This window comes from Mycolicibacterium alvei (assembly GCF_010727325.1).
Classification (GTDB): Bacteria; Actinomycetota; Actinomycetes; order Mycobacteriales; family Mycobacteriaceae; genus Mycobacterium; species Mycobacterium alvei.
This window is the reverse complement of record NZ_AP022565.1, coordinates 3,414,896-3,427,933: the sequence shown is the minus strand read 5'-3', so window position 1 is coordinate 3,427,933 and position 13,038 is coordinate 3,414,896. Positions and strand designations below refer to the sequence as shown.

Annotated in this window: 14 protein-coding genes; 4 read left to right on the top strand and 10 right to left on the bottom strand. The window is 64.4% G+C overall.

Annotation, left to right across the window (positions count from 1 at the left end; translation table 11 throughout):
- The first annotated feature begins 22 nt into the window (after positions 1 to 22).
- Entirely contained in the window at positions 23 to 481 is a 459-nt protein-coding gene (locus G6N44_RS16375) for an ester cyclase (protein ID WP_197907464.1), read from the top strand.
- Between the two features lie 5 nt (positions 482 to 486).
- Here the strand turns inward: G6N44_RS16375 and G6N44_RS16370 are convergent, their stop codons facing one another.
- From G6N44_RS16370 to G6N44_RS16350, 5 genes are read right to left on the bottom strand one after another with little or no spacing between them, the layout of a single operon-like run.
- Entirely contained in the window at positions 487 to 1,332 is an 846-nt protein-coding gene (locus tag G6N44_RS16370) for a TauD/TfdA dioxygenase family protein (protein ID WP_163665705.1), read from the bottom strand.
- 29 nt (positions 1,333 to 1,361) lie between these two features.
- Positions 1,362 to 1,697: a hypothetical protein gene (locus G6N44_RS16365; RefSeq protein ID WP_163665704.1), complete on the bottom strand. Its 336-nt coding sequence runs from the start codon at positions 1,695 to 1,697 to the stop codon at positions 1,362 to 1,364.
- Positions 1,698 to 1,699: 2 nt separating this feature from the next.
- On the bottom strand, positions 1,700 to 2,965 hold the full coding sequence (locus tag G6N44_RS16360; RefSeq protein ID WP_163665703.1) for an aromatic ring-hydroxylating oxygenase subunit alpha: 1,266 nt from the start codon (positions 2,963 to 2,965) through the stop codon (positions 1,700 to 1,702).
- Between the two features lie 45 nt (positions 2,966 to 3,010).
- Positions 3,011 to 3,715 (bottom strand): SDR family NAD(P)-dependent oxidoreductase, encoded by a 705-nt coding sequence (locus G6N44_RS16355; protein ID WP_163670042.1) that lies wholly within the window; start codon positions 3,713 to 3,715, stop codon positions 3,011 to 3,013.
- Positions 3,716 to 3,772: 57 nt separating this feature from the next.
- Positions 3,773 to 4,852 carry a ferredoxin--NADP reductase gene (locus tag G6N44_RS16350; RefSeq protein WP_163665702.1) on the bottom strand — a complete coding sequence of 360 codons (1,080 nt, stop codon included), beginning with the start codon at positions 4,850 to 4,852 and terminating at the stop codon, positions 3,773 to 3,775.
- A 230-nt stretch (positions 4,853 to 5,082) separates the two neighbouring features.
- On the opposite strand from G6N44_RS16350, the gene G6N44_RS16345 reads away from it, so the two are divergent.
- A complete protein-coding gene (locus tag G6N44_RS16345; RefSeq protein ID WP_163670040.1) occupies positions 5,083 to 6,180 on the top strand; it encodes a fatty acid desaturase family protein in 1,098 nt (365 codons plus the stop codon).
- A gap of 34 nt (positions 6,181 to 6,214) precedes the next feature.
- Here the strand turns inward: G6N44_RS16345 and G6N44_RS16340 are convergent, their stop codons facing one another.
- From G6N44_RS16340 to G6N44_RS16325, 4 genes are read right to left on the bottom strand one after another with little or no spacing between them, the layout of a single operon-like run.
- The gene (locus G6N44_RS16340; RefSeq protein ID WP_163665701.1) at positions 6,215 to 6,667 is read right to left on the bottom strand and encodes a MarR family winged helix-turn-helix transcriptional regulator; all 453 of its coding nucleotides are present in this window, start codon (positions 6,665 to 6,667) and stop codon (positions 6,215 to 6,217) included.
- A gap of 36 nt (positions 6,668 to 6,703) precedes the next feature.
- A complete protein-coding gene (locus G6N44_RS16335; RefSeq protein WP_163665699.1) occupies positions 6,704 to 7,981 on the bottom strand; it encodes a metal-dependent hydrolase family protein in 1,278 nt (425 codons plus the stop codon).
- Entirely contained in the window at positions 7,978 to 8,307 is a 330-nt protein-coding gene (locus G6N44_RS16330; RefSeq protein WP_163665697.1) for a hypothetical protein, read from the bottom strand. The genes G6N44_RS16335 and G6N44_RS16330 overlap by 4 nt, the downstream gene beginning before the upstream one ends.
- A 4-nt stretch (positions 8,308 to 8,311) precedes the next feature.
- Complete coding sequence (locus G6N44_RS16325) at positions 8,312 to 9,586, bottom strand: aromatic ring-hydroxylating oxygenase subunit alpha (protein WP_163665695.1); 1,275 nt, start codon at positions 9,584 to 9,586, stop codon at positions 8,312 to 8,314.
- Positions 9,587 to 9,732: 146 nt separating this feature from the next.
- Here G6N44_RS16325 and G6N44_RS16320 point away from each other — a divergent pair, with 146 nt between their 5' ends.
- Together G6N44_RS16320 and G6N44_RS16315 are read left to right on the top strand one after the other, a co-directional pair.
- Positions 9,733 to 11,193: an aldehyde dehydrogenase gene (locus tag G6N44_RS16320; protein WP_235682752.1), complete on the top strand. Its 1,461-nt coding sequence runs from the start codon at positions 9,733 to 9,735 to the stop codon at positions 11,191 to 11,193.
- A gap of 16 nt (positions 11,194 to 11,209) precedes the next feature.
- Positions 11,210 to 12,352, top strand: a complete 1,143-nt coding sequence (locus G6N44_RS16315; protein WP_163665693.1) for an amidohydrolase family protein — start codon at positions 11,210 to 11,212, stop codon at positions 12,350 to 12,352.
- Between the two features lie 7 nt (positions 12,353 to 12,359).
- On the opposite strand, the gene G6N44_RS16310 is transcribed toward G6N44_RS16315, so the two are convergent.
- Complete coding sequence (locus tag G6N44_RS16310) at positions 12,360 to 12,962, bottom strand: TetR/AcrR family transcriptional regulator (protein ID WP_163665691.1); 603 nt, start codon at positions 12,960 to 12,962, stop codon at positions 12,360 to 12,362.
- Between the last annotated feature and the right edge of the window lie 76 nt (positions 12,963 to 13,038).

Here is a 13,038-nt window from a genome sequence, read left to right as displayed (position 1 = left end):
TCAGCAGAAAGGTGGGTACATCATGATGCATCCCGACGTCACCGCGGCCATGACATCACCTGGCGGGGAGGCCGACATCATCAAGGGAGTGGTGCGCCGCAACACCGAGCAGGTTCAGGGTCAAGGCGATTTCGTGCTCTTCGAGGAACTGTTCGCCGACGATTTCGTGGACCACACGCCGCAACCGGGCACCACCGCGGACAAGGCCGGCGTGCTGGTGCTCTACAAGCGGTTGCGCGGTGCCTTCAGCGACTTTCATCCTGAGATTCACTGGCAGACCGCCGACGGTGACATCGTCACCACCTACAAGGTCTATCACGGCACCCACGACGGTGATTTTCTCGGAATCGCCCCTACCGGTAGGCGCATTCAGTTCGAGACAGTCGACGCGATGCGCGTGCGCGATGGCAAGATCACGGATCATTGGGGTGTCGCGAATCTGTATTCGGTCCTGCGACAGTTGGGCCAGCTACCGGCTTGATCAGGCTACTGGATCGGTTCGTCGCCGAGCACCGTGGTGCGCAGCATATGGCGCGGGGAGTTGGGCTCATAGGGCGCCGCGCGGTGCAGGACGCCCTGGTTGTCCCAGATGACGGTGTCGCCGACCGACCACCTGTGGCTGTACACCTTGTCGGCGGTGGTGGCGTGGGCGAGGAGTTCGGCGAGTAGGGCCCGACCTTCGTCGCGATCCATACCGACGACGTAGTCCGCCGAAGCGCCCAGTACCAACGACTTTCGTCCGTTGCGGTGCGTCCACACCAGCGGGTTCTCGTGGGTCGGCCGGGCCTTCCAACGGCTCAGCTGATCGGCGGTGGGATCCGGATAGACCCGTCGCTGTGAGGCTTCCAGGGAATGGATCACCTGCAACGCGCGGTAGCGCTCCTTCTCGGCCTCATCGAGCGAGTCGTAGGCCGCATAGGTGTTGGCGAACTCGGTCTCACCGCCCCGCGCGGCGACTTCCAGAGCGGACAGCACCGTTGCTTTTTGTGGGCATTCGTCGTGCACGGGAGTGCAGCCGTCGATATGCCAGTCGAAGGTGGCCTTGAGGTATTCGGCTGCCTTGTTCTTCGTCTTGTCCAAGGTGATCGGGTAGATGCCCGACACCGGGTGGTGGCCGTCGGCCGAGCGGTCGATCTCACCCAGGCGCTGCGAGAAAGCCACTTGGGCTTCGGGATTCAGGTGCAGGCCGTGGAACACCAGCACTCCGTTGTCCTCCAGGGCGTCCAGAACCGCGGCTCCCAGGTTGTCGTCGGCGCCCAGGCGTTCCGGGTCGACGCCGACAACCTCGGCGCCCACCGAGGCGGTCAGCTTGTTGATGGTCAACACACTCATCGGTGCGTCCTTTCGGTGTTCGGTGGTGGCTACGGCCGTGGTTCTCCGGTGCGGATCATGACGGCATCGGCTGAGTCGGAGGGGGCCGGTTGGTGCATGATCTCCACCGACATGGCCACAATGATCAGCGAATAGATCAGGTGCAGCAGGTTGAGCGCATCGTCGGGAATGTCGTCGAGCGGGAACTTGTCGCAGTACTCGATCGCCTCCTCGACGCGTGGGAAGAAGGCGTCGTAGAACTGGTGCATCTCCGGCATGGTGCTGGCCAGGCGACGATCCCACCGCTCGGTCTCCGTCGGCAGACACCAGAATTCGGCATACGGCTCCAACTCGGCGAAGGCGCTGGGCAGTCGGGTGGAGGTCATCGTCACGCTCCTGCCGGCGCGCGCTCGCGCTGATAGGCCTCGACCCAGTCGACTGCCATCTTGTGCAGATGCCGCACCAGGATCTCCTGATCGTTGAGCGGGTATTCGTCGATGACGTCGTACTCGAGCGCGGCCTGGGTGCCGCCGAGCATGCCGGCGTCCTGCAGGGCGAATTCCTTGAGCACGACGGCGGCCACCTCGTGTTCGATGCGTTCCCGGACGGTGCGGGCCGGATGGAAATACGTGAACGCCTCGTACCGGTGGGTGTTGTGCGAGGTCGGCCAGTAGCGGTAGAGCAGGTACCAGCCGCCGTAGATCAGGATCTCCAGGTTGGGGAAGATCTGGAAGTTGCTGATACCCCATGGCTCGATGTTGCCCGGGTTGAGTCCCGCCGGGAGCTCACCGATGTCGGGGGTCCGCCACGGACCCACCAGGCCGCTCTGGGTGGCCCGCTCGATCGGGTACATGTACTCCGGCGCCAACAGCCAGCGGCGGGTGCCCGCTGTCGAGACGAGTCGGTGCGGACCGTCGAGTTGAAAGTGTCCACAGGTGAAGCCGGCGTTGGGATCCCGTACCTCCGGCGGCACCTGCTGGGTGTGCAGCGACGGTACGTGGTAGTACTCCTGGAAGGCGTCGGCGAAGATCTTCCAGTTGCTGTTGTTGTGCGCGACCCAGTCGTAGCGCTCGGTGAGTTTGCCGAACGGGTAGTCGCCGAGTGCGGTGACCATGGGTCCGAGGAAGTCGCGCAGGCTTTGGCGCGGTTCGCGGTCGAAGTTGACGAACACGAAACCGGCCCACACGTCGCAGTGCACGGGGACCAGACCGTAGTCTGCGGTGTCCAGACCGGCGAAGCCGTCCGTATCGGGTAGCGATATCAGTTTTCCGTCGAGCCCGTAACACCACCCGCAGCGCCGGCATTCGAACTCATTTCCGGTGCTGCGCAATTCGGTCGCACGGAAGTCTGCCGGTACCAGTGTGTGTCCGCGTCTGCGGCACAGGTTGTGGAAGGCGCGGATACCGCCGTCGTGGTCTCTCACCAGGAGCAGCGACGCATCGGCGGCCTCGATCTGGCGGGTGATGTAACTGCCGGCGTCGGGCGTTTCCTCGACCCGGCTGATGTTGAGCCACGCCCGCTTGAAGATCGCCTCGCGCTCCAGGGTGTAGAAATCCGGAGAGATGGAATCCCGGAACGGGATCGGCCCGGTACCCAGATCGGGATGGTGCTCGGTCCAGGATCCCTCAGCCGGCTTGGGCCACTTGGTTGCCATGTGAACCTCCGTGTGACTAGTGGGTGTGGGGACGTCGGGCTCGAACTACATCACCGCGCCGCCGTTGACCCCAAGGGTCTGCCCGGTGATGAAACTGGCCTCCTCAGAGCACAGGAACCCCACGGCGGCAGCGATATCCGCTCCGGTACCGAGCCGGCCGAGGGGGATGTTGGCGGCGATCGTCTCATTGGGCGGCAGGTAGCCCGCGGCCTGTGACTGGTGCTGCATGGGGGTTTCGATACCCGATGGCGGAATGTTGTTGACGGTGATGCCGTGCGCGGCGTACTCGCGGGCCAGCGATTTCGTCAGGGTCAACAGGGCACCTTTCGACGCGGCATAGTGGGCCGCGAACGGGGTGCCGCGCTGGGCGCTCGACGAGGAGATCATCACGATGCGACCCCATCCGGCGTCGACCATGTCCGGCACGGCCACCTGGCAACAACGGAATGTCCCGCTCAGGTTCACCTCGAGCATCTGTGCCCAGGACTGCTCGGTGATCTCGGCGAATGATGCGTACCCGAACATCCCCGCGCTGGTCACCAAGATGCCGACCGGCCCGAGTTCACTACGGACCTTGCCGAAGGCCTCTTCCACCGCGGCACGATCGGTGATGTCGGCGCCGACCGCGAAGGCGGTGACGCCGGCTGACCGCAGGTCATCGGTGACACGTTGAGCGGCATCGGCATTCATGTCGAGCACGGCGACCTTGTGGCCTCGCCGCCCCAACTCGTGGCATGTCGCCTCACCCATGCCCGATGCCCCGCCGGTCACCACGGCCACTCTGTTCGTCACGTCAGTCACCTGTTCTCACTCGTAGACCACTCGCGCTGTGCGGCTGGTGGGCAGCGCCTGGCACGTCACCACCCAGCCTTCGGAAACTTCGTCGTCGTCGAGGGCATCGTTGTTGAGCATGCGTGCGCTGCCCTCGACCACATGAGCCATACATGTTCCGCACGAACCTGTTTCGCAGGAAAACGGAGCCTTCAGACCGGCCAGCCGCGCGGTCTGCAACAGGGTATTGCCGGCGCGGTAGGGCGCGGTGACGGTGCGGTGGCCGAGTTCGATCGTCACCTCTTCGGTGACCACGGGTTCGGCCGGGTCGGGAGGCGGGATCGCGGCGAAACTGAACCGCTCCAGGTGCACCTGCTGTTTGGGGATCCCGGCGTCGAGCAGAGCCCGTTCGACGGTGTCCATGAAAGGGGCGGGACCGCAGACGTAGTAGTCGGTGTGGGAGCGCGGGCCCCCGCCTTCAAGTTCGGTATCGCCGATGAAGTCGGCGATGTGTTGCGGCGAGACGACACCGTCGAGGTCGTCGAGATGATGGTGCACCTGAAGGCGCCCGCTGTGGGTGTCGATCATGTCGGCCAGCGCCGCCCGGAAGATCACGGAGTCCAGATTGCGGTTGGCGTAGAACAGCCGGGCCTTGCGGGTGGTGGCGGCCAGTGTCGAATGCACCAACGAAAACACCGGGGTGATACCGCTGCCGCCGGCGAACGTGACGACGTTGCGCTCGGTAGCGGTGAGGACGAAGCGCCCCTCGGGCGGTGCGACGCGCAGTGCGTCGCCGACGGTCGCGGTGTCGTTGATCCAGTTGGAGACCAGGCCGTCGCGATCACGCTTGACGGTGATCCGCAGATCGGGATCGACGGCCGGCGACGACGACATCGAATAGCACCGACAGTGTTCGGCCCCATCGATTCTTGCCCGAATGGTGATGAATTGACCTGCCGCATAACGGAACCGGTCCCTGCTCGGTTCGGGGATGCCGAGAACCAGTGAGACCGCGTCGGAGGTCTCCCGGATCACCTGCTTGATCCGCACCGGGGTGAACCCGTCGGCGTCGATCACGTCGGCGGATTCCATGCGGGGCGTCGTCGATGTCTCCATCGCGGGTAACAGTATCAAGTACTTGTCATTAATCTCAAGTGGTACATACTGGCCACGGTGTGGGGCATGTCGAACTCCGGTAGAGGTGCGCAGACCATACGTCTGCGCCGCCATTTCGCCTGGTCGCCGCAGCTCGATTACCCGTCGGTAAGTCTGAGGCTCTAGGCTGCGGGCTGACGCTCGCGGTGATTGCGCCGCTCTACCTGCCGCACCACCCCGAGGACACCTTGATGGCGATCGCCGATGTTCCCGCCTACCTGCATCTCAGTAGGGAGGACGTCGAAGAGATCGCCTACGAACTCGACGTGATCCGCCGGGACGTCGAGGAGTCGCTCGGGGCGGAGGACGCGGCCTACATCCGGCGGGTGATCCGCTTCCAGCGGGCGCTCGATGTAGCGGCGCGACTGATGATCGCCGGCAGTCGGTCGAAGGCCGGTTGGTTGGCGGGAACGTGCGCGCTGGCATACGCGAAGTCCATCGAGAACATGGAACTCGGCCACAACATCTCCCATGGTCAGTGGGATTGGATGAACGACCCCGAAATCCACTCCAACACCTGGGAGTGGGACATGGTCGGGCATTCCGCGCAGTGGCGGTACTCGCACAATTACCGGCACCACGTCTACAGCAATGTGCTCGGCATGGACGAGGACATCGGCTACCGCCTGCATCGGGTCACGACAGACCAGCCGTGGCGCTGGGTCCACCTGGCGACTCCGGTGCGAAACTTGGTGCTGGCGGCGATGTTCGAGTGGGGTATCGCCCTGCATGGCCTGCACTCCGAGCGTCTGCGGCACGAAACGCCAGACGGCCTCGCCGTGGAGAAGCGGAACTTTCGCGACAAGATCGTTCGGCAGCTCGCCAAGGATTATGTCTTCTTCCCGGCTCTGAGTCTGCGGCGGTGGCGACGGACGTTCGCGGCGAATTTCACCGCGAATACGATCCGGAACCTGTGGGTGTACGTGAACATCATTTGCGGGCACATCCCCGGCGGCACCGAGACGTTCGACCCGGCGGTGGTCAAGGACGAGACCAAGGGCGAGTGGTACCTCCGGCAAATGGTCGGGACCGCAAACTTTAACGCGAGCCCGCTGCTGGCGATCTCGGGCGGTCACCTGTGCTACCAGATCGAGCATCACCTGTTCCCCGACCTGCCGAGCAATCGCCTCCCGCAGGTCAGCGTTCGGGTACGGGAACTGTGCGACAAGTACGACCTGCCCTACAACACGGCATCGCTCCCGCGGCAGCTCTTCAGGACGCAACGGATCATCCACGGGTTGGGGTTTCCCGACTGGGTGTTGAGCATCGCCGGGCGACGCCACAAGTAGGCCTGGCTGCTCGCCCCATCGGGAGACGGAGATTTCATGGGTCGATGTGATCGGAGTGCGGCGTGTGGCCCGTACCTTGTTCGATCACCCGGCGGAGGAGTGCCTTCAACTGCTCCTGCTCCTCGTCACTGAGTACGCCGAACACCCGGTCATGGGCCGTGACGGCATCGGCGACGACGGCGGAGGCCACCGCCCGGCCTTCATCGGTGAGGAAGACCTGCAGAATGCGCCCGTGCTGGGGATCCTGTTTACGCTCGACCAGGCCCCGCTTCTCCAACGCGGTGAGTGCTAGTTGCACGCCCTGCGGGGTGATCAGCAGTCGGCGGGCCAACTCGGCGCCGGACAGGCCCGGCTGATTGGTCAACTGGCGCAGGACGCCGATCTGGGCGGTGGTGACCCCGTGCTCTTTGACCGACTCGTTGACCTCGGTGAGCGAGAAGTAGAACGCCTGCTTGAGCCACCACAAGGTGTTCTCGGTGAGGTCCATGTTTCTCGTCTCCTGCCGTGCCCGTCAGTTTCGACGCTAGCGCACCGCTTTCTTGTAGATGACTCCGTCCTTCATCACGAACCGGACATCGAGTGTCGTTGCGATGTCCACGCCGGGATCGCCCGCAACGGCGATGACGTCGGCCAGGTACCCCGGGGCCAGCTGCCCGAGGTCGTCGGCGGCGTCAACCAGCTGCGCGGCCACCACCGTCGCGGCCTGCAGAGCCTGCATCGGGGTCATGCCTCGGTCGACGAGCGCGCACAGTTCCCTGGCGTTCTCGCCGTGCGGGACAGCTGGGGCGTCGGTGCCGCAGGCGATGCGCACTCCGGCGGCAATGGCCTTGGGTAGCATGGCTTTTGCTCGCGGGAAGACTTCGAGTGCCTTCTTGCGCAGTTCGGGTGCGATGCGGTCGATCGCCATCGCATCGGTCAGATATGTGGTGGACACCAGGAATGTGCCGTGGTCGACCATCATTTGGATCGTCTCGTCGCTGGCCAGGAACCCGTGCTCGATACAATCGATGCCGGCGCGGATGCAGGCCTGGATCGCGGTGTCACCGACGGCATGCGCGGCGACCTTGACGCCCGCGCGGTGCGCCTCGTCGGCGATCGCGGCGAATTCGGCATCGGAGTACTGCTGGGCGCCCGGTGCGGTGCTGTGTGACATCACGCCACCGGAGGCCGACACCTTGATCAGCTTGGCTCCGTGGCGGATCTGGTAGCGCACGCACGCGATGACGTCGGGTACCCCGTTCGCGATGCCCTCGGCGACCGACAGCGGCATGATGCCGGGTGCCAACCGCTGGAACACCGTGGGATCGAGGTGGCCGCCGTAGGGGGTGACGGCGTGGCCGGCCGGATAGATGCGTGGCCCTTGATGCCAGCCCTGGTCGATCGCCCGCTGTAGCGCGACGTCGAGCAGGTAACCACCGGTCTTGACCATCAGGCCCAGGTTGCGGACGGTGGTGAACCCGGCGTCCAGTGTGGTGCGGGCGTTGACCGCGCCGCGCAGCGTGCGGTACGCAGGGTCGTCCTGCACGCCGTGCATCGGGGTTGGTAGGCCGCCGGGATTACCCGGACCGCCGATCAGCAGGTTGAGCTCCATGTCCATCAGCCCGGGCAACAGGGTGGCATCGCCCAGGTCGATGACGGTGGCCGAATCCGGCAACGGCCCTTCGGGGTTGACCGCGGTGATCCGGTTGCCCTCGACGACCACAACCGCCGGGGACCGGACCTGACCGCCGGTCACGTCTACCCAACGGGCGGCGCGAAGGACTGTCTTCGGGACTTCGGCCGCGGTGTCAGCCTGGGTCACGGAACCGGCTCGACGACGCAGTCCAACGATGTCGCACCGGAATCGGGCACCCGTGGCTGCTTCCAGCACTCCACCGGGAAGGACACCGTCACCATCGAATACAGCAGGTGCATCAGGTTGAGTACGTCCTCGGGCATATCGTCGAGACTGAACTTGTCGCAGAAGCTGATCGCTTCCTCCGCGCGGGGCGCGATCGCGTCGTAGAAGGCCTGCATCTCGGTCATCGTGCTGTCCAACCGCTTGCCGTAACGCTGTGGCTCACTGGACAGACACCAGTCCGAAAACTGTTCGAGGTCGGCGAATTCGGCCGGCAGTTTCGTACTCATCGGTTCACACCCCCGCGGTCTTGCTCTGGTAGTCGTCGATCCATGCCGCGGTCTCCTTGTGCAGGTGCCGAAGCAGGATCTCCTGATCGCAGAGCAGGAACTCGTCGACCACGCGGGTCTCGATCGAGCTCTGGGTCGCCTCCAGGGTGTTGGCGTCCTGCAGGCCGTACTCCTTGAACGAGACCGCAGCCAACTCCTGGGCCAACCGCTCCCGCGGTGTTCGCGGCTGCGGAAAGTACAGCGTGCATTCGAAGGTGTGCGTGTTGAAGGAGGTCGGCCAGTAGTGGTAGGTCAGATACCAGCCCTGGCCCCAGAACAACACGACGAAGTTGGGGAACAACTGGAAGGAGTCCAACCCCCACGGATCGCATTTGGCGGGGTTGAGGCCGGCCGGCATCTCGCCGAGGTCCGGTTTGTCCCATGGGCCGAAAAGCCCGCTCTGACAGATGTCTTCGATGGGCTTACGCATCTCGTCGGCCATTTCCCAGGCGCGCACCCCCGAGGTGCTGACCAGGCGGTGTGGACCTTCGATCCGGTAGTGCGGTGCTTCGAAGCCCGATTCGGCGGCAGCCTTCGAGTAGGCGGTGGGGGATTGGTTCGCGTGCAAGATGGGCGCGTGGTAGAACTCCTGGAAGGCATCCATGTAGAGCTTCCAATTCGCCTTCACCTCAGAGCGATAGGTGAACCGCGAGGTCATCTTGTCGAATGGGTAGCCCTCCAGATCGGTGATCATGGGGCCCAGGAATTCGCGCAGAGACTGCTCGGGTGCTTCAGCATTGCTGGCAAAGTTGACGAAGATGAACCCTTCCCACAGTTCGCAGTGGACGGGAACCAGGCCGTAGCGGCTCTTGTCCAGGTCGAAGAACTCAGCCTCCTGCTGGACGAAGCTGAGCTCACCGTCGAGGTCGTAACGCCAGGCGTGGTACTTGCAGGTGAACTGCCGGCACACCCCGCTGGTCTCCTCCAGGGGCATGTCGTCCCACACCAGCTTGTTGCCCCGGTGACGGCAGACGTTGTGGAAGGCCTTGACCTCGCCGGACTTGGTGCGCACCACGATGATCGAAGTGTTGGCGGCCTTCATCTCCCGGGTGAAATAGCTGCCTTTTCGTGAAAGCTGTTCGACCCGACCGACATTCAACCAGGCGCGTTTGAAGATCGCCTTGCGCTCCAGTTCGTAGATCTCCGGGCTGATCGAGTCTTCATACGACACCGGGCCGGTGCCGAGCTCTGGGTAGTGCTGAGTCCAGCTGCCTTCAGCCGGCTTGGGAAACCGAGCCATGCCCGCTCCTCTGAGATGTGATTCGACCGATGATGCCGACATGGGGCTGCAATGCCGGCCAGGGGCTTCAAGCTCGACGGTAGACGGCTGTTTCATCAATAACAAGTAGTTGATACTCTGAATTCGACTGAGGCGGGAGAGTCTGGATGGATCAGCATCTTGGGGAGTACCTCGGAATCGAGGCCGACTGGTCGCTTGACGGCGACCGTGCCGAAACCGTGGAGGTGATCTCTCCGCACACCGAGCAACCCATCGCTCGTGTGGCGGCGGCCGGGCCGGCCGAGGTGGACGCTGCCGTCGCGGCCGCTCGCGCCGCCATCGACCAGGGGCCGTGGCCACGGCTCGACCCGGCGGAACGCATCGCGGCGGTGCGACGCCTCGCCGAGATCTACGCCGGGCGACGCGGTGAGATGGCCCAACTCATCTCGGCCGAGATGGGTGCGCCGATCACTTTCGCCCACCGCGCGCAGGTCGGGCTTCCGACGATGATGATGTCCGCGTTCTGCGACCTCGCCGAGACCTACGCGTGGCACGAGACCCGCGCCGGTTTCTTCGGATCGGACGTACGTATCCAGAAACAACCGGTGGGCGTCGTCGCAGCCGTCGTGCCGTGGAACATGCCGCAGTTCCTGATCGTCACCAAGCTGGTGCCCGCGTTGCTGGCCGGTTGCGCGGTGGTGCTCAAGCCCGCACCTGAATCCCCGCTGGACGCACTGCTTTTAAGCGACATGCTCAAGGAGATCGGTCTGCCCGACGGCGTCGTCTCCGTCGTTCAGGGGGATGCCGGCGTCGGTGCCCACTTGGTGGGCCACGCGAGTGTCGACAAGGTCTCGTTCACCGGCTCGAGTGCCGCAGGCAGGGCCGTCGCAGCAGCGGCCGCGGCCAACCTGACCAAGGTGAGCCTCGAGCTCGGCGGCAAGTCGGCGGCCATCATTCTCGATGACGCCGACCCGGAAACCGTTGCGGCCGGAGTGCGGTCGGCCAGCCTGTCCAACAGCGGCCAGATCTGCAATGCACTGACCCGCATCGTCGTCCCGGCTTCGCGGGAGCACGAGTTCGTCGACGCCCTGGCCGCCCGGATGACCGCACTCGTCGTAGGCGATCCCGCCGACCCCGCCACCGAACTGGGACCACTCGTGTCCCGACGGCAGCAGCAGCGCGTACGCGACTACATCGAGCTCGGGCAGCGCGAGGGCGCCCGGCTGGCCTGTGGCGGCACCGAGTTGCCCGACGGCGTGGACGCCGGCTGGTATGTCCGGCCCACCCTGTTCGCCGGCGCTGACAACTCGATGCGTGTTGCCCGCGAGGAGATCTTCGGTCCCGTCCTCACCGTGATCGGGTACCGGGACGAGGACGAGGCGGTCGCGATTGCCAACGACTCCGACTACGGCCTGGCCGGCTCGGTGTGGACGGCCGATCCCGAGCGGGGAATCGGGATCGCCGAGCGTGTACAAACCGGCACTTTCGGGGTAAACCAGGGGTACACGATGGATCCGTTCGCACCGTTCGGCGGTATCAAGGACAGCGGCTACGGCCGGGAACTCGGCCGTGAAGGGCTCGACGGGTATCTCGAGACCAAGTCCATCGCCGTCGCGGCCAGCCGGTGATCGAGAGGGAATGACGATGACCACCACCACCTCGCCCAGGATTCCTGCGGCGGAGCGCATCGCGGTGCGGTGCGTCGATTCCGACGTGCATCCCGTGCCTCGCCGGGGCGATCTCGGCCAGTACATCCCCGAGCCGTGGCGGTCCAGATACTTCAACACCCACGATGTCGGCGATCTGATCTACTACGACGCCCCCGACTACGCGCACGCCTACGCAATGCGCACCGATTCCTTCCCGTCCGACGGCGAATTTGCCGGCAGCGACCCCGATCTCGCGTTCCGTCAGCTGATCATGGAGGCCGGCGCGGACATCGCGGTGCTGGAACCAGCGGCATATTCGGCCCACATTCCCGAGGCCAACCATGTGATGAACTGCGCGCTGAACGATTGGCAGGCCAATCACTGGCTCGACAGTCACAACAACTGGCACGAGCGCTGGCGCGGATCCATCTGCCTGGCGGTCGAAGCGCCGGAGTTGGGGGCGCAGGAGATCGAGCGGTGGGCCGGTCATCCCTACATGGCGCAGATCCTGATCAAGGCCGAGCCGCGCCCGTCCTGGGGTGACCCGAAGTATGACCCGATCTGGGCTGCGGCGACCAAGCACGACATCACCGTGAGCTGCCACCTGTCCCGCGGCGAGTACGACGAACTCCCGCTCCCGCCGGTCGGATTACCCAGCTACAACCACGACTTCATGGTCACGTACTCGCTGCTGGCGGCCAATCAGGTGATGAGCCTGATCTTCGACGGGGTTTTCGACCGGTTCCCGACGCTGCGGGTGGTGTTCGTCGAACATGCGTTCACCTGGATCCTGCCGCTGATGTGGCGGATGGATGCCATCTACGCGGCACGCAAGGGTTGGATGGATATCAAGCGCAAGCCATCCGAGTACGTCAAGGACCACATCAAGTTCACCACCCAGCCGCTGGACTACCCCGAGGACAAGACCGAGCTGTCGCGGGCCTTCGAGTGGATGGAATGTGACAAGATCCTGCTGTTCTCCAGCGACTACCCGCACTGGACGTTCGATGACCCCCGCTGGCTGGTCAAACACCTCCCCGAGCATGCGCGGGAGAACATCATGTTCCGCAACGGGATTCAGACCTACAAGCTGCCCGACACCGTTCCGGTGCTCGAAGGTCAGGTTCGGGTCTTCTGAGACTGCCTCAGGGCAGCTTGATGGCGGAAATGTACATGTCGACGATCGGCCGGTAGAGGTCGACGTCATCGAGTTCGCTGCCAAGGACCACGGCATCGCTGGTTGCGATGAGGACCTGGGCGAAGGTCTTCGGCGGAATACTCAGCGTCGCGCCCCAGCGTTCCATGCCGGTGGCGATGAACTTGCCCAGCGCCTCGACGACCTCGGCCCGCTTGGCTGACACCCGTTCCCGCGCATCGGGGTTGCGGCGCAGGTAGAGGGTGAATTCGTGGCCGAGTGCCGCGTGTTCCGCTCCGCGGTCACGGCTCAGCTGACGCCACCGCTTGGCGATCTCGTCGAGTTCGGCCGCCCCGATCTGTGTCGCAGAGGACATCACCTCGGCGAAGTTGTCGAAGTAGCGCCGCCAGTAGCGGTCACTCACGGCCAGGAACAGGTCTTCTTTGGTCGCGAAGTGCTTGTAGATGGCGCCCTTCGTGTAACCGGCGGCTCGCGCGATGTCGTCGAGTGTGGCTGGTGCAAAACCTTTCTCGGCGAACACCTCCTCGGCGGCATCGAGCAGCACCGAGCGTGTGTGCTCAAGTCTGCGTTCCCGGGTCCAGCGCTCCGCCATGGCAAAAAGTCTGCCACAGAATCTGAGTGACCTATTGGAATCTGAGATACCCATGAGTATATTTGCACCCGTTGGC